The sequence below is a fragment of the Nocardiopsis gilva YIM 90087 genome (genome assembly GCF_002263495.1).
GTDB lineage: Bacteria > Actinomycetota > Actinomycetes > Streptosporangiales > Streptosporangiaceae > Nocardiopsis_C > Nocardiopsis_C gilva.
In genome coordinates, this window is sequence record NZ_CP022753.1 from 5,181,589 (window position 1) to 5,197,262 (window position 15,674).

Genomic DNA, 15,674 nt, shown 5'->3' on the forward strand with positions numbered 1-15,674 from the left:
GGCGGCTCCTAGTCGATGAACCGCGCGTCGGGGTGCTCGGGGGATTCGCCGTCCAGGATCGGCTGCGGCTCGTGCTTCAGATGCTCGTCGAAGAACGCGGTGATGTAGGCGTTCTGGGAACGCAGCAGCCGCGGCCGGTCAGGGGCGTCGCCGAGGCTCTCACGCACCGTCCCCTCAGGCACGATCCCGGCGTCCTCCAGTTGCGGCAGCGTCAGCTGAAGGTCGGTGAACGACATGTGCCTGGCCTGGGGAAAGTTGATGTCGAGCTTCCACCCCGGCGAGTTGTCCCACAGGTCGCCCCAGTCGTCAAAGGTCCGGTGGGTGTGGGGAGCGCGTTCCCCTCCCTCCTCAACGCTGCTGCCTCCCATGAACATGAACGGCCGGTCCAGACCCTCCAGCGCCACCGGGAAGCGCTTCTCGAATTCACCGTCGTCCTGCCGGGAGGTCACCGTTCCGTCCAGGTCGATTCCGGCGTCGACGCGCTCGTCCTCGTACATCGTGTGGATCGAGGTTGCGCCGCCCATGGAATGGCCGAACATTCCGATGTTCTCCAGGTCGAGCCCGGCCTCCAGTCCGCGGGGCACCTCCCCGCCCTCGATACCGGAGTCATCGCCGCCCTGGATCTCCTCCAGCCGGTCGAGGACGAACCGGGCGTCGGCGACACGCGCTTCGACCGCCGTGCGAATGGCCTCCGGGGAGAAGTCCCCGACGCGGTCGGTGTCGACGTGTCCGTCGGGGAAGCGCACCGGGGCCTCGCCGGTGTGGTCCATGGTGACGACCACGTACCCCTGGCTCGCCAGTTCCTGCACGTGGACGGTCCCCAGACCCCGCACGCTGCCGAAGCCCGGGGAGTAGAGGACGACCGGTCGCTCACCAAGGCTGCGGTCCAGCGGGGCATCGGTGATCGCCGACGTTCGGGTGCCCTGGACGTCGACGGTGCCAGGGTCCAGTTCGACCCTCTTGAACAGCTCGTCACCGACCTCTTGGTGCATGTAGGCGGCGCGCTCACGCTCGGGGCCGCGCTTGGCCGGATACCAGACGCTGGTCATCAGTTCGCGGTCCGCTTCCGCGCCCCACGGATCGGTGCGGTCCTCGTCGACCAGGTGCAGTTCGGTCGTCCCGATGCTGTACGGACCGCTGGGTTCGGGAAGATCGAACCGGAACCCCGCGTCGGAGTCAGCGACCGGCTCGGCCACCGCTGGGGAAGGGGCGATGGTGAGGGCGAACCCGAGCGCTCCGGCGAGGACCGCGGCGCCCGTACGGCGGATTCCCGAGGGGCGCGAGGAACGGGTGGGGTGAGCGGACCTCGGGAGGTGGGGGGACTGAGGGATGTCGCGTTTAGACGCTTGTCTCATGGAGGCGAGGCTAGGCACGGCACCCGGGACCGCGCTTCCTCCGTAAGGCGGAGCACTTCCCCCAAACACGGAGCGGGGTTCCCCTGAAGCGCCTCAGGGGAACCCCGCCGCACATCCGTGACGCCGACCGAGGAGCCCCAGCTCGGGACCGGACCTGGGCCCCGCACCGCCGCCTACGGGTCAGGCCCAGAGTTGGCCGTCGAGGCGTTCCTCGGCCTCTTCCAGGGTGCCTTCGTAGGCGCCGGTGGACAGGTACTTCCACCCGCCGTCGGCGATGATGAAGGCGATGTCGGCGCGCTCGCCCGCCTTGGCCGCCTTCTGGGCCATCCCCAGCGCCGCGTGCAGCGCACCGCCGGTGGAGATCCCGGCGAAGATGCCCTCCTTGGTGAGCAGTTCGCGGGTGCGTCGGAGCGCCGCGTCGGAGGGGACGGAGTAGCGCGTGGTCAGGACGGTCTCGTCGTAGAGCTCCGGGACGAAGCCCTCGTCGATGTTGCGCAGGCCGTAGACGAGCTCACCGTAGCGGGGCTCGGCCGCGACGATCTTGATGTCGGACCGCTGCTCGCGCAGGTACCGGCCGACGCCCATCAGCGTGCCGGTGGTGCCGAGCCCGGCCACGAAGTGCGTGATCTCGGGGAGGTCGGCCAGCAGCTCCGGCCCGGTGGTCTCGTAGTGGGCGCGCGCGTTGGCCGGGTTGCCGTACTGGTAGAGCATCACCCAGTCGGGGTGCTCCCCGGCCATGGCCTTGGCCACCCGGACCGCCTCGTTGGAGCCGCCCTCGGCCGCGGAGAGGTGGATCTCGGCGCCCCACATCTCCAGGAGCTGCTTGCGCTCGGCCGAGGTGTTCTCCGGCATCACGCAGACCATGCGGTAGCCGCGCAGTTTGGCGACCATGGCGAGGGAGATGCCGGTGTTTCCGGAGGTCGGCTCCAGGATGGTGCATCCGGGGGAGAGCCGGCCGTCCTTCTCCGCCTGCTCGATCATGTAGAAGGCGGCGCGGTCCTTGATCGAACCGGTCGGGTTGCGGTCCTCCAGCTTCGCCCACAGCCGGACCTCGGGCGTGGGTGAGAAGCTCGGCAGCCCCACGAGCGGGGTGCGGCCGAGCGAGTCGAGGAGAGAGTCGTAGCGCATAGTGCTCGGTGGTCAGCGCATGCCGCCGGCCACGGCCGGCAGGACGGTCACGGTGTCGCCGTCGGAGAGGGTCGCCTCGATGCCGCCGACGAACCGGACGTCCTCGTCGTTGAGGTAGACGTTGATGAAGCGGCGCAGCTTGCCGTTCTCGACGAGGCGCTCGGCAAGGCCCGGGTAGCGCTTGTCCAGGTCTGTGATCAGCTCGGCGAGCGTCGCGCCCTCGCCCTCGACGGCCTTCGCGCCATCGGTCAGATTGCGCAGGATGGTGGGGATGCTGACCTTGATGGCCATGAGCGTCTCTCCGTTACAAGCGTGTGGTCGTGTGTGCGGTCACATCGTGCCCGCGTGTGCAGTGCCGGGCGGGTCCTGGTGCGGCACCCCGCCCCGTTGGTGTGCAACAGGCGCCGAGCATCCGTGATTCCAACGGTGTTCCGTACGTGAGGTCGCGGATGGTCCGTCGCGCCCCCTCGGCGTCCCCCGTGGCCGGTGTCAGCCGACTCCGGCGATCTCCACGGGCTCCTCGGTGACCTCGCTGTCGACGATCCGGTAGGAGCGGAACTCCACAGTCTCGGGGTCGCGCGTGGACACCAGGACGTAGTGCGCGTTGGGCTCGGAGGCATACGAGATGTCGGTACGCGACGGGTAGGCCTCCGTCGCGGTGTGCGAGTGGTAGATAACCACCGGTTCCTCGTCGCGGTCGTCCATCTCCCGCCAGACCTTGAACTGCTCCATGGAGTCGAAGCGGTAGAAGGTCGGCGAGCGCTCGGCGTTGACCATCTCGATGAATCGCTCCGGCCGGTCGGAACCCTCCGGTCCGGCGACGACACCGCACGCCTCGTCCGGGTGGTCGCGGCGGGCGTGGTCGACGATCTTGTCATAGATCGCGCGGTCGATCCTCAGCATGGTCCTCAGCGTATCCGAGAATATTTCCCTACCCACCCACTGGGTATGACTTTTCTCCCGCTCCCCCGCCTCCCTCGACGGTACGGCTGCGGGCCGCGGATGTTGGCAACCTCAGTCCTCCTCCTCGTCGTCGTCCAGACCGCTCGCCCCGAACAACGACTGGACCAGGGACTCCTGCAGGCCGCCGAGCCAGTCGTAGATGTGCAGCGCGGCGGCGTCGCCCTCGTCCAGCTCGCCCCGCTCCTCCTCGGCATAGGTCTGCTCGTCGACCCCGAGGCGGGTGCCGAGGGCGAGGCGGACGTCGTTGATCGCCTTCATCCACGCGTGCGCGTCGCCGAGATCGAGGTGGAGCGTCCCGCCGGCCACCGGAAGCTCCGCCAGCATGGTCCGCGCGTTCTCCCGCTTGTGCAGGCGGAGATCGTCCTCGGTGTAGCGGCGGAAGTCCCCCGCGGCCTCGGTGTCCTCCCTGTAGGCGTCGGGGAAGAGCCGCGCGAGAACGGGGTCGTCGGGCTTCTCCGCGCTGCCGCCGATACCGACGAGTTCGGCGAGCTCGTCCTGCGGCTCAGGTGCCTCCACCATGTCCAGGAGCAGCGCGGCCATGGAGCGGAGCACCGCCGACTCGTCGGCGTCCAAGTCGATGGCGACCCCACTGGAGTCGGGCCGGAATCCCTTGGTCATGTCGTCACTGCTCCGCGGTCCATAGGACGGTGCCCATCATCGTGTCTACGCGCCACCCGCGGCCCATCACTCGTCGTGCTGCAGGGTCGCCCACAGACCATACTGGTGCAGCACCTGGACATCGCGCTCCATCTCCTCACGGGTTCCGCTGGAGACCACGGCGCGCCCCTTGTAGTGGACGTCGAGCATGAGCTTGTGCGCCTTCCGCTTCGAGTAGCCGAAGACGGTCTGGAAAACGTAGGTGACATAGGACATCAGGTTGATGGGATCGTTCCAGACGATTGTCACCCAGGGGAGTTGCGGGCGCACATCCTCCTCGATGTCCGGTCGTTCCAGCTCGACCGGCGCCGTCGTCATGGCTCCCTCACCCTTTCCTCTGTGCGGGCTGTGCGCGGCGGCGCGCGACGGTGTCCAGGACACCGAGCGGGGCACCGATTCGCATAGGCATCCTCACGATGCATTCTCCCATCATTCGCGGCCTGCCCGGGGTGGAGTGTCAGAGGAGGTCGGATATTTTGTTACCGAGAGACACAAACTAACCTTGACCGTTATGACCGACGACTGGAGCAGTGCGCTCCTCACTGACCGGTACGAGCTGACGATGCTGCAAGGGGCATTGCGCAGCGGTGCCGCACACCGGCGGACCGTGTTCGAGATGTTCGCACGCCGACTCCCCGACGAACGACGCTACGGAGTGGTGGCCGGAACCGGGCGTTTCCTGGAGGCGCTACGCGACTTCCGGTTCGATACCCCCACGCTCGACTTCCTGTCCGATAACGGGATCGTGGACGATTCCACGCTGAAGTGGCTGGCCGAATACCGCTTCTCCGGCGACATCTGGGGCTATGGCGAGGGCGACGTCTACTTCCCCGGCTCCCCCATCCTCGTTGTTGAGGGGACCTTCGCCGAGTCCGTGATCCTGGAGACCGTGGCGCTGTCCATCTTCAACCACGACTCCGCGATCGCATCGGCCGCCTCCCGCATGGTCACCGCCGCCAACGGGCGCCCGCTGATCGAGATGGGATCCCGCCGCACCCACGAGATGTCCGCGGTCGCCGCGGCCCGCGCCGCCTACCTCACCGGCTTCGCCACCACATCGAACCTGGAGGCCGGCCGCCGTTACGGGATACCGACGGCCGGAACCAGCGCCCACGCCTTCGTCCTGGCCCACGACAGCGAGCGGCACGCGTTCACTGCGCAGCTCGACGCCCTGGGCCCGGAGACCACCCTCCTCGTCGACACCTTCGACGTCGACCGGGCGGTGCGCACCGCGATCGAGCTGGCCGGGGAGAAGCTCGGCGGCGTGCGCCTCGACTCCGGCGATCTCGGCGCCACCGCGGCACGGGTCCGCGACCTCCTCGACCAGCACGGGGCCACCGGCACCCGGGTCCTGGTCACCGGCGACCTCGACGAGTACGCCATCCAGGCCCTGGCGATCGCTCCGGTCGACGGCTACGGCGTGGGCACGGCGCTGGTCACCGGCTCGGGCTCGCCGACGGTGTCCCTCGTCTACAAGCTCGTCGCGCGTGCGCGCGGCACCGCGCCCGACGACCGGCTGGAACCGGTGGCCAAACGCTCCGTGGGCAAGCCGAGCAAGGGCGGCCGCAAGTGGGGGTCACGGCGGCTGGACGACCAGGGCGTCGCGACCGCGGAGATCGTCTACGACCACGAGCCGGAGGAGGAGCCGGGGGTGCGGCCGCTGCTGCGTCGGCTCGTGGACAACGGCGAGATCGTCGGCACCGAACCGCTGTCCGCCGCCCGCGAGCGCCACAAGGGCGCGCTGGCGGAGCTGCCGGAGGAGGCGCGCCGGATGTCCGGCGGCGAGCCCGCCATCCCCACCCTGTTCGAACGCCTGCATCCATGACCGACCGCACCGACGCGCGGAAGGAGGAGCGGAAGATGACCAAGGCATTGATCGTCGTCGACGTGCAGAACGACTTCTGCGAGGGAGGGAGCATGGCCGTCACCGGCGGCTCCAGTGTGGCGTCGCAGGTGTCGCGCTTCATCGCCGACCACAGCGACGACTACGCGCACGTCGTGGCCACGCGCGACTACCACATCGACCCCGGGGCGCACTTCTCCGATACGCCGGACTTCGTCGACACCTGGCCGCGGCACTGCGTCGCCGGTACCCCCGGCGCCGCGTTCCACCCGGACTTCGACACCAGCGCGGTGGAACAGGTGTTCAGCAAGGGCAAGTACACCGCCGCCTACAGCGGGTTCGAGGGCGCCGACGAGGAGGACCGGTCCCTGGAGGACTGGCTCCGCGCGCGGGGTGTCACCGAGGTGGACGTGGTGGGCATCGCCACCGACCACTGCGTGCGCGCCACCGCCCTGGACGCCGCCGAGGCCGGGTTCGACACCCGCGTGCTGCTGGACCTGACGGCGGGGGTGGCCGAGAAGACGACGGACGCGGCGCTGCGCTCACTGACCGAGAAGGGCGTCGCGCTGCGGGGGAAGCCGGTCCTCGCCTGACGGTGCTCGCCGCGCCGTACTCGGCACGCACAGCACACGGAACGCACCGCGTCCGACACGATCATGGCAGTCACAGCAACGCCCCGGAAAAACACAGAGCATCCCAGAACACCACGGAGAAGCAGAGGAGGGGAAGCAGCGGAAGCGACAGGGGCGGGCCGCCCGGATGGACGGCCCGCCCCTGTCATTGGCCTTCGTCGCGGCGGACGCGGCGGCTCAGTCGATGCCGACGGCGGCGCGAACCTTGGCGACCGTCGCCTTGGCGCGCTCGCGCGCCCGGGCCGCGCCCGCCTCGAGAATGTCGTCGAGGTCGCTGTCGGGGGCGATGAGCTCCTCGTAGCGCTCGCGCATCGGGCCGAAGGTGGTGTTCAGCACCTCGAACAGCTCGTTCTTGAGGTCGCCCCAGCCCATGCCGCCCGCTTCGAGCCGCTTGCGGGTGGCGGCGGTGTGCTCCTCGGTCGCGAACTGGGCGAGCAGCTGGAACGGCACCGAGGTGTCGGGGTCCTTGGGGGCCTCGACCGGGGTGGAGTCCGTGGGGATCCGCCGCACCAGCTTCTTCAGCTTGTTCTCGGGCAGGAAGAGCGGAATGTGGTTGTCGTAGGACTTGCTCATCTTCCGGCCGTCCACGCCGGGCAGGACGCTCGCCTCGCCCTCGGGGAACACGCCCTTGGGGATGGGGAAGGAGTAGGAGTCGCCGTAGAGGTGGTTGAAACTTCCGGCGATGTCGGCGGTGTACTCGATGTGCTGCACCTGGTCGCGGCCGACCGGCACGTAGTCGGCCTCCATGATGAGGATGTCGGCGGCCATCAGGATGGGGTAGTTGAACAGCCCCATGTTGACGCCGGCGTCGAGGTCGGCGACCCCGGCCGCCTCGTTGCGGTCGCGGGCGGCCTTGTAGGCGTGCGCCCGGTTCATCAGGCCCTTGGCGGTGATGGTGGCCAGGATGGTGGCCAGCTCGAACACCTCGGGGACGCTGGACTGCCGGTAGAGGATGGTGCGCTCCGGGTCGAGTCCGCAGGCGAGCCATGTGGCGGCGACCGACCGGATGTCGCTGCGGAGCTTCTCGGGTTCCTTGACCGAGTTGAGCGAGTGGTAATCGGCGAGGAAGTACAGGGTGTCGTGCTCGCGCGCGGCGGCCAGCGCCGGCTTGATCGCACCGATGTAGTTGCCGATGTGGGGCATGCCCGAGGTCTGGATACCGGTCAGATAGGTCTTGGTCGCTGCCATGACGCCGAGTCTATCGGGGGTGGGTAGCCACCCCGGATCGCTGCGCGTGTGCGGTCGCACGCCCGACGGCGCACACGGCAGACGGTGTCCGGCGCGTGCGCGGGCCCGGACGGCTTCGCACGGGAGGCGGTCGTCCGCGCATGCATTATGCATTAGGCGCGGAAGGCCGCCCAGTGTTCGGTCATGCGCTCTCTCTGACCACGCGTGAAGTGGCTCATGCAGGGGTCGTCACTGTAGTTCATGAAGTTGTGGACGGGGTCCCGCCCCGTCTGATCGCAGGTGTCGCGCCCCTCCGGGCAGCCGGCCGCCTGCTTGCTCTCGAACGGGGTGTCGTCGACGTAGTCGCCCGGATGTTCGCAGCCGTTCTGGAAGGTGTGGAAGAGGCCGAGCCAGTGCCCGGTCTCATGGACGGCGGTGAAGCCGAGGTTGAACTTCTCCCGCTCGCCGCCGGGGACCGTGCGGTAGTCGACGACGACGCCGTCGAGCTCGGGCGACTTCTCGTAGTCCTGGGGGAAGGTGGAACGCCCGAGCATCCCGTTGGGCAGATTCAGCATGTAGAGGTTGAGCGTGTCCGCGTCGCCGCGGCGCAGCTTCTCCTTCATCGTGCTCTCGTGCTCGCCGAAGTCCTCGAACCAGGAGTCGTTCACCGTACGTGTGACCGCGCGCAGCTTGAAGCGGAATCCGGTGTCGGCGCCGTAGCCGTAGCCGCCGCTGAAGCCCTTGTTCATGGTGTTGATCTGCCGGGAGATCGTGGAGTCGCTGAGGTCGCCCCGGCCGTCGCTCGCCGAGATCACGTGGACGACGGTCGGCACCTTTTTCCTCAGCCCCTTGGCCGGGGCCTGCTGGGTGACGAGGGCCTCGTTGAGCCGCCGGTCGAGTTCGGCGGCCTCCGCTGGGGTGAGGTGGTTGTGGTCCCGGTCCGGGCCGTCGGCGGTCCGTGCGGCGGTGTCCGCCTCCGGCGGGCACGCGGTGTCGTGCCCACGCGCGCGCTGCGCCTCGGCCGCGGTCTCCTCCGGGCGGGCCACGCCCGTCAGGACCAGCCCGGCCAGTGCGAGCGCGGTGAACAGCAGACCGCTCCAGATGCCGAGCGGTGCGCCGCCATAAGCTTTTCCAGCACGGTTCATGATCACGGACTGTAGCGATCACACTCGACGCGCGTGATCGCCGACACGTCATCATGGCGAACTATTTGCCCATCTTTCCGGCAATCGGCAAGCGCACGGGTCCCGCGGCGGTGCGATCGCCGCCCCGGCTACCGGCCCCCGGTCGCCCAGGAGCGGAGCCGGGCGATCCGCTCACGGATCTGCTCGGGCGAGGCCTGCGCGATGGGCGGACCGCCGCAGGCGTTGCGCAGCTCGGTGTGGATCATGCCGTGCGGCTTGCCGGTCCGGTGGTGCCACGCACCGACCAGGGTCTGCAGCTCCCTGCGCAGTTCGGCGACGACCTCGTGGGTCGCGGCCTGCTTCGGCTCCTCCTTGGGCGCCTTGCGCTGCTGGGCATGGATCTCGGCCTTGCGCTTGCGCAGCAGCTGGGACACCTGGTCGGGCTCCAGCAGTCCGGGCAGGCCGAGGAAGTCCTCCTCCTCGGGAGAACCGGGCGCCCCGCTGCCGAACTCCGAGCCGTCGTAGAGCACGCGGTCGAACTCGGCGGCCGACTCCATCGTCTCGAAGGGCAGCTCGTCGCCGGCGTCGGGGGTGTCGCGCTTCTTGCGGGCCTCATCGATGAGGTCCTGCTCCGGCTCCTCGCCCTCCTTGAGGGGACGGTCGAGCACGTGGTCGCGCTCGCGCTCCATCTCCCCCGCGTACTCCAGCAGGGTGGGCACCGACGGCAGGAAGACGGAGGCGACCTCGCCGCGTCTGCGGACACGCACGAAGCGCCCCACGGCCTGGGCGAAGAACAGCGGGGTGCTGGTGGAGGTGGCGTACACACCCACCATCAGCCGGGGCACGTCCACGCCCTCGGAGACCATGCGCACCGCGATCATCCAGCGGTCGTCGGACTCCGCGAACCGCTTGATCTTCCTGCTGGCGGTGGGGTCGTCGGAGAGCACCACCGTGGCGCCGGTACCGGTGATCTGGCGCAGGATCCGCGCGTAGGCGCGCGCGGCCTCGTGGTCGGTGGCGATGACCAGGCCGCCGGCGTCGGGGGTGGCCTTGCGCACCTCGGTGAGCCGCCGGTCGGCCGCGGTCAGCACCTTCTTGATCCAGTCGCCCTTGGGGTCGAGCGCGGCCCGCCAGGCCTGCGCGAGCGCGTCCTGGGTCAGCGGCTCGCCGAGCCGGGCGGCGAGTTCGTCTCCGGCGCGGGTGCGCCAGCGCATCTCGCCGGAGTAGGCCATGAAGACGACCGGGCGGACGACGTTGTCGGCGAGCGCGGGGGCGTAGCCGTAGCTGTAGTCCCAGGAGCAGCGGCGCACGCCGTTGTGGTCCTGGACGTAGTCGACGAACGGGATGGGGTTGACGTCGGAGCGGAACGGCGTCCCGGTCAGCGCCAGCCGCCGTGCCGCCGGGTCGAACGCCTCGCGTACGGCGTCGCCCCAGGACAGCGCGTCGCCCGCGTGGTGCACCTCGTCGAAGATGACCAGGGTGCGGCGCGCCTCGGTGCGGTTGCGGTGCAGCATCGGGTGCGCCGCGACCTGCGCGTAGGTGACGGCCGCACCGATGTACTGCCGCCCCAGGGCGCCCTGGCCGTTCTTGAAGTCGGGGTCGATCGCGATCCCGAAGTGGGCGGCGGACTCCGCCCACTGCTTTTTGAGGTGCTCGGTGGGGCAGACGATGGTGACGGAACGGACGACGTGGCGGGCGATCAGCTCGCTCGCCAGTGTCAGCGCGAATGTGGTCTTTCCCGCTCCGGGCGTGGCCACCGCGAGGAAGTCCCGCGGGTTCCTCCGGAAGTACTCCTCATAGGCCTCGCGCTGCCATTGGCGCAGGCCACTCAGGCGTTCCGACGTGCTGGTCTCAAGAAGCGTCATGCTGCCAATCCCCTGATACTCACCCGGACGAGGGTAACCGCCCACGGGGACCGGGCAGGCGTCACGCCGACGGCGCGTTCGTCACGTTCCGCCCGCCGTGTCCCGTCGTCCCTCCACGCTGGTGGCATACGCCGCCCCCGGATCCGCGCGGGATCCGGGGGCGGAGTCCGCTGGGTCCACTAGGTGCCCTGGACGTCCACGGCGCCGTCGTTGAACGGCATGTAGGGGTCGATCCACGGGAACACGACGTACCACAGCAGGGCCGCCGCACCCGCGATGAGCGCGAGCGCCAGCACGAGCCTCACCGGGACCGGGCCCGGGAGAAGGCGCCAGATCAATCCGTACATGGGTGCTAGTAACCCCGTTCCTTTTCCGTCGTCCGTCGGCTTCGCCGTCGGCGCGGCCGGTTCTAGGCGTCCGCGTTCTCCGGCGCCATGTCGGCGATGCTCTCGGGCATGCCCTGGTCCTTGGGCCGGGTGTCGGAGAGCTCGCCCCAGACGATCAGCCGGTGGGTGTTGTTCAGCTTCGGGGCGCAGGTGGTCAGGGTCAGCAGCGAGCGCTTCGGGTCATCATTGTTCTCCTTGTCGAACGGGGCGGGGTCGACCACCCACACGTTGTCGGGTGTGACCGTCTGCTCCTTGATGACCTTGTAGGTGTAGAAGTTGTCCTGGTCCTCCAGCACGATGGTGTCGCCATCGTCCAGCTGGTCGAGGTCCCAGAAGATGCCCGGTGTGCGGTGCCCGGCGACGGCGTAGTTGCCCTTCTGCCCCGCCTGGGCGTTGCCGGTGTAGTGGCCGGGGCTGTACTTGATGTCCTCCTGCGAGACCCCGTTGACGACCACCCACTGCAGGTCGAGGTCGGGGATGTACATCCGGGCGTTGGCCGACCCGGGCAGCGGCTCGGAGTCGGGCCCCTTGGGCGCCTCCCACTGCTCTTCGAGCCCCTGGGCGAGCTCGCGCTGCTCGCTCTGGGTCTCGAACTGCTTGCCGTAGACCTCGTAGGCCGCGAAGAACAGCATGAGGACACCGGCGGTGAACAGCAGCTCGCCGATGAGGCGGACCATGCCGCGTGCGACATCGCCGGCCGTCATTCGGGAGTTGGACCTGCCGCGTCGGCCACGCGGGGCGCGTCGACGCCCGCCTCGTGTCGGGCGCCGTTCACTTGTGGAGACCATATGCCCTACCTGTGGTGACAAGGCCGCACGCCCACCCGCCGACGAAAGTGTTGGGGGGCGCGGGCGATGAGCTCCGGTGCGTGCCGCCCGGATTGCGGATCCCGTGGAGCGCCGACGGCGGCCGCACACGGCGTGATCCCCCGCCGTTGGCCGGTTCCGGCGTTCCCGTCGCAAGGAGCGTACCGCGCCTGCTTCGCCCCCTGCAGCACGAAGGGCCGAGACGGACAAATGCCGTCACGGCCCCGCGGCGTGTGCGAAGCGAGAGCCGTGGCCTTGGATCAGGCGGCCATCATCTCTTCGTAGATCTTCTTGCACTCGGGGCAGACCGGGAACCTCTTGGGGTCGCGGTTGGGCACCCACACCTTGCCGCACAGGGCGATCACGGGGGTACCGGTGACGGCGCTCTCCGTGATCTTGTCCTTCTGCACGTAATGGGCGAACCGCTCGCGGTCGCCATCGTCGTGCGAAATATCGGGGCGGGTCTCGCTCTCCGGGAGCACCTTGTTGACAACGTCCATGGCCATCGTGCCCTCACACCTCCTACGTCTCATCCCACGGTATCCGCAGGGGACGAAATTCAGTTCAACGTCGGGTCGTCCGGGAAAGTCGATACCAAGGCGAGATCGCCGCCCTGGCGACGCAGCACCCGCGACCACAGCGAGTCGGGCGTCGGAGAGAAGACGTCCTCGGCCAGGGCGGGGAGGACGTACCAGGCGCCCTCCTCGATCTCGGCGTCCAGCTGACCCTCGCTCCATCCGGTGTACCCGGCGAACACGCGGAACCGGCCGAGCGCGCCGCCGAGGATCTCGGGCGGGGTGTCCAGGTCGATCAGGCCGAGCCGGGGCACGGTGGCGTCCTCGTCCAGGTTGGACAGCGGGCGCCAGCCGAGCGGAGCGTCGTCGGTGCCGGGCATGCCGAGCGCGAGGCCCGAGCCGGTACCGACCGGGCCTCCGGCGAACATGACGGCGGGGTCGGTGGCGTAGCCGCTCCAGTCGCCCAGGACGTCGTCGACCAGCAGCTCCGAGGGGCGGTTCACGATCACACCGAGGGTGCCCTCGGTATCGTCGTCATCGATCACGAAGACGACCGAGCGCCGGAACTCGGGCTCGGACAGCATCGGCGTCGCCACCAGCAGGCGGCCGGTCAACGTCGGCTGCTCCATAGCTCCACACCTACCCCGTGAGCCGGGCGGGCGCCACCCCGCCCTGCCCGGCGTCCACAGGGTGTGGCTACTCGCTCCGGCCGCGTGTGGCGACCTCGCGCACGGCGGAGGCGACGTGCTGGGCCAGGTCGGTGTGGAAGACGCTCGGGATGATGTAGTGCGGGCCCAGTTCGTCGTCGGTGACGACGTCGGCGATGGCGTTCGCCGCGGCCACCATCATGTCGGAGTCGACGAAGTGGCTCTGCGCGTCGAGCAGACCGCGGAAGAACCCGGGGAAGACCAGGACGTTGTTGATCTGGTTGGGGTAGTCGCTACGGCCCGTGGCGACGACGGAGGCGTGCAGGTGGGCCACCTCCGGGTCGACCTCGGGGTCCGGGTTGGCCAGCGCGAAGATGATCGAGTCCTCGTTCATCTCGGCGATGTCCGAGCCGGTGAGGATGTTCGGCGCGGAGACCCCGATGAAGACGTCGGCGCCCTTGACGGCACCCTTGAGGTCGCCGCTGTAGCCTGCGGTGTTGGTGTGCTCGGCGATCCAGGTCAGGTTGTCGTCGAGGCTCTCGCGGCCCTGGTGCACGGCGCCGTGGACGTCGCAGACGATGATGTCCTTGGCTCCGGCGTGCATGAGCAGCTTGAGGATGGCGGTGCCGGCCGCGCCCGCGCCCGACATGGCGATGCGGACCTCGCTGAGGCTCTTGTTCACCACGCGCAGGGCGTTGCGCAGCGCGGCGAGCACGACGATCGCGGTGCCGTGCTGGTCGTCGTGGAAGACGGGGATGTCGAGGAGCTCGCGCAGGCGCGCTTCGACCTCGAAGCAGCGCGGCGCGGAGATGTCCTCCAGGTTGATGCCGCCGAAGCCGGGGGCGAGCACCTGGACGGTGCGGACGATCTCGTCGACGTCCTGGGTGTCCAGGGCGATGGGCCAGGCGTCGATGTCGGCGAAGCGTTTGAACAGGGCCGCTTTGCCCTCCATGACGGGCATGGAGGCCTCGGGGCCGATGTTGCCCAGGCCCAGGACGGCCGAGCCGTCGGTGACGACGGCGACGCTGTTGCGCTTGATGGTCAGGCGGCGGGCGTCGTCGGGGTTGTTGGCGATGGCCTGGGAGACGCGGGCGACGCCGGGCGTGTAGGCCATGGAGAGCTCGTCGCGGTTGCGCAGCGGCACCTTCGACTTCATCTCGATCTTGCCGCCGAGGTGCATCAGGAAGGTGCGGTCGCTGACCTTGTGCACGACGACGCCGTCGAGGGCGCCCAGGGCGTCGATGATGGCCTGGGCGTGGTCGGTGTCGCGCGCCGCGCAGGTGACGTCGATGCGGATCCGCTCGTGGCCGGAGGACGCCACGTCGAGCGCGGTGATCATGCCGCCGACGTGCTCGACGGCGTTGGTCAGGCTGCCTACCGCGCTGCCACCCCCGTCGAGTTCGAGACGAACCGTTATGGAGTAGGAAACGCTGGGAAGGGTGGCCACGAAAAGCTCCTCAATTTCACGGATCTGCCGCGCTCGCCTGCACAGTCACGGTGCTCCGGCGCATCTTTCATGGTGCCATCACCTCTGATGACCGCGTGCTGAAGAGGCCGTGAAAACGGACATTACCGACGAGTAGGTGTCCACCCTCACGCTGTGGTCGGACCACTGGGCCGCACCGTTGCCAGACGGTGGTGAACCCTGTCACATTACCCGGTTTCGCGTTCCTCGGGGGCGATTCCGGACCCTCCCCCGGCCTCTCCGGCGCGGTCACGCGCCAGGCGCTCGATCACGTCGACACACGCGGAAGGGCCGATGACGGTCGAGTCGATGATCAGATGGTAAAGGGAGGGCGCGGCCGGGTCGACCCGGTAGAAGCGGCGGACATAGGCGGTGCGGGCGCGGTCGTTGTCGACCAGGTCATGCATGGTCGGCGGGTGCCACGCGGCCCCGGCGGCCTCGCGGTCGTCGCCGCGCATCAGCGCCTCCTCGCGCGCCGACTCCCGCATCTTGACCGCCTGGGCGAGCCGCCGGTCCTTGGGGCCGTCGAGGCGGACGTGCAGGGCGGTGCCGTGCCCGGAGAGCACGACCGCCGCGGCGCGGCCGAGAATGACGCCGCCGCTCGCCGCGACCTCGCCGATGACCTGCTCGGTCTTGTCGACGAACTCCTGGTCGTACAGGAGCCGTCCCTGTTCGTCGGTGGCACCGACAAAGGTGGAGTCGACGCTGCCCAGGGTGACGGTGGGCAGCCGGGCGGCGCTGGCCAGCAGGCGCTCGAACCCGGTGGCGGCGCGGTCGTCGTGCTCCAGCGCGTCTTCGAGTGAGCAGCCGATCTGCCGGGCCACCGCACCGGGGATGGCGCGGTCCAGGAAGGGGATGCCCAGCCGCTCCGCTACGGCGGGTCCGATCACACTGCCGCCGGCCCCGTAGGTCGCGGAGATCGTCACCACATAGGTCATCGGACACCATCCGGCAAGAGGAACACCTACACGCGTGTGTCCCGGGTCTTACCCCATCGGCCTGGGGATCAACTGACCCGCGGAGCAACGCGGCACACGGGTGCGTGCGGCAGTGCGGATCACCGCGGGACACGTCCGAGGGGGCACCGCGTCCCGACAGAGCCACGGCACCGTCGTCCCGCT

The 15,674-nt window shown here is 69.2% G+C and carries 17 protein-coding genes; 2 read left to right on the forward strand and 15 right to left on the reverse strand.

Translation table 11 applies throughout. From position 1 onward, the window contains the following. Positions 1-8 precede the first annotated feature (8 nt). The 6 genes from CDO52_RS22920 to clpS form a co-directional block, all read right to left on the reverse strand. Positions 9-1,355 (reverse strand): alpha/beta hydrolase family protein, encoded by a 1,347-nt coding sequence (locus CDO52_RS22920; protein ID WP_152471829.1) that lies wholly within the window; start codon positions 1,353-1,355, stop codon positions 9-11. Between the two features lie 180 nt (positions 1,356-1,535). Then, positions 1,536-2,483, reverse strand: a complete 948-nt coding sequence (locus tag CDO52_RS22925; protein WP_017620872.1) for a PLP-dependent cysteine synthase family protein — start codon at positions 2,481-2,483, stop codon at positions 1,536-1,538. Between the two features lie 12 nt (positions 2,484-2,495). Next, complete coding sequence (locus CDO52_RS22930; protein ID WP_017620873.1) at positions 2,496-2,774, reverse strand: MoaD/ThiS family protein; 279 nt, start codon at positions 2,772-2,774, stop codon at positions 2,496-2,498. 198 nt (positions 2,775-2,972) lie between these two features. Continuing rightward, positions 2,973-3,386, reverse strand: coding sequence for a Mov34/MPN/PAD-1 family protein (locus CDO52_RS22935; RefSeq protein ID WP_017620874.1), 414 nt, complete (start codon positions 3,384-3,386; stop codon positions 2,973-2,975). Positions 3,387-3,497: 111 nt separating this feature from the next. After that, the gene (locus CDO52_RS22940; RefSeq protein WP_017620875.1) at positions 3,498-4,064 is read right to left on the reverse strand and encodes a DUF2017 domain-containing protein; all 567 of its coding nucleotides are present in this window, start codon (positions 4,062-4,064) and stop codon (positions 3,498-3,500) included. A gap of 66 nt (positions 4,065-4,130) precedes the next feature. Continuing rightward, positions 4,131-4,421, reverse strand: coding sequence for an ATP-dependent Clp protease adapter ClpS (gene clpS / locus CDO52_RS22945; protein ID WP_017620876.1), 291 nt, complete (start codon positions 4,419-4,421; stop codon positions 4,131-4,133). A gap of 193 nt (positions 4,422-4,614) precedes the next feature. Between clpS and CDO52_RS22950 the strand changes: the two genes are divergently transcribed. Together CDO52_RS22950 and CDO52_RS22955 are read left to right on the forward strand one after the other, a co-directional pair. Further along, positions 4,615-5,928, forward strand: a complete 1,314-nt coding sequence (locus tag CDO52_RS22950; RefSeq protein ID WP_094932693.1) for a nicotinate phosphoribosyltransferase — start codon at positions 4,615-4,617, stop codon at positions 5,926-5,928. Positions 5,929-5,963: 35 nt separating this feature from the next. After that, positions 5,964-6,539: a nicotinamidase gene (locus CDO52_RS22955; RefSeq protein ID WP_026126213.1), complete on the forward strand. Its 576-nt coding sequence runs from the start codon at positions 5,964-5,966 to the stop codon at positions 6,537-6,539. 216 nt (positions 6,540-6,755) lie between these two features. Here CDO52_RS22955 and CDO52_RS22960 read toward each other — a convergent pair whose 3' ends face one another. The 9 genes from CDO52_RS22960 to CDO52_RS23000 all read right to left on the reverse strand — a co-directional run bounded on the left by CDO52_RS22960 (position 6,756) and on the right by CDO52_RS23000 (position 15,491). Then, complete coding sequence (locus CDO52_RS22960; protein WP_017620880.1) at positions 6,756-7,766, reverse strand: tryptophan--tRNA ligase; 1,011 nt, start codon at positions 7,764-7,766, stop codon at positions 6,756-6,758. A 152-nt stretch (positions 7,767-7,918) separates the two neighbouring features. Beyond that, positions 7,919-8,890 (reverse strand): zinc metalloprotease, encoded by a 972-nt coding sequence (locus CDO52_RS22965; protein ID WP_051060903.1) that lies wholly within the window; start codon positions 8,888-8,890, stop codon positions 7,919-7,921. 128 nt (positions 8,891-9,018) lie between these two features. After that, positions 9,019-10,734, reverse strand: a complete 1,716-nt coding sequence (locus tag CDO52_RS22970) for a DEAD/DEAH box helicase (protein ID WP_017620882.1) — start codon at positions 10,732-10,734, stop codon at positions 9,019-9,021. Between the two features lie 179 nt (positions 10,735-10,913). Beyond that, positions 10,914-11,081 carry a hypothetical protein gene (locus CDO52_RS28305; RefSeq protein WP_017620883.1) on the reverse strand — a complete coding sequence of 56 codons (168 nt, stop codon included), beginning with the start codon at positions 11,079-11,081 and terminating at the stop codon, positions 10,914-10,916. A gap of 62 nt (positions 11,082-11,143) precedes the next feature. Further along, complete coding sequence (locus CDO52_RS22980) at positions 11,144-11,824, reverse strand: class E sortase (protein WP_017620884.1); 681 nt, start codon at positions 11,822-11,824, stop codon at positions 11,144-11,146. A gap of 362 nt (positions 11,825-12,186) precedes the next feature. Next, the gene (locus tag CDO52_RS22985) at positions 12,187-12,432 is read right to left on the reverse strand and encodes a DUF3039 domain-containing protein (RefSeq protein WP_017620885.1); all 246 of its coding nucleotides are present in this window, start codon (positions 12,430-12,432) and stop codon (positions 12,187-12,189) included. 53 nt (positions 12,433-12,485) lie between these two features. Beyond that, positions 12,486-13,070: a YqgE/AlgH family protein gene (locus CDO52_RS22990; RefSeq protein WP_017620886.1), complete on the reverse strand. Its 585-nt coding sequence runs from the start codon at positions 13,068-13,070 to the stop codon at positions 12,486-12,488. A 67-nt stretch (positions 13,071-13,137) separates the two neighbouring features. Next, entirely contained in the window at positions 13,138-14,535 is a 1,398-nt protein-coding gene (locus CDO52_RS22995) for an NAD-dependent malic enzyme (RefSeq protein ID WP_017620887.1), read from the reverse strand. Positions 14,536-14,741: 206 nt separating this feature from the next. Further along, entirely contained in the window at positions 14,742-15,491 is a 750-nt protein-coding gene (locus tag CDO52_RS23000; protein WP_094932694.1) for a cytidylate kinase-like family protein, read from the reverse strand. Positions 15,492-15,674 lie beyond the last annotated feature (183 nt).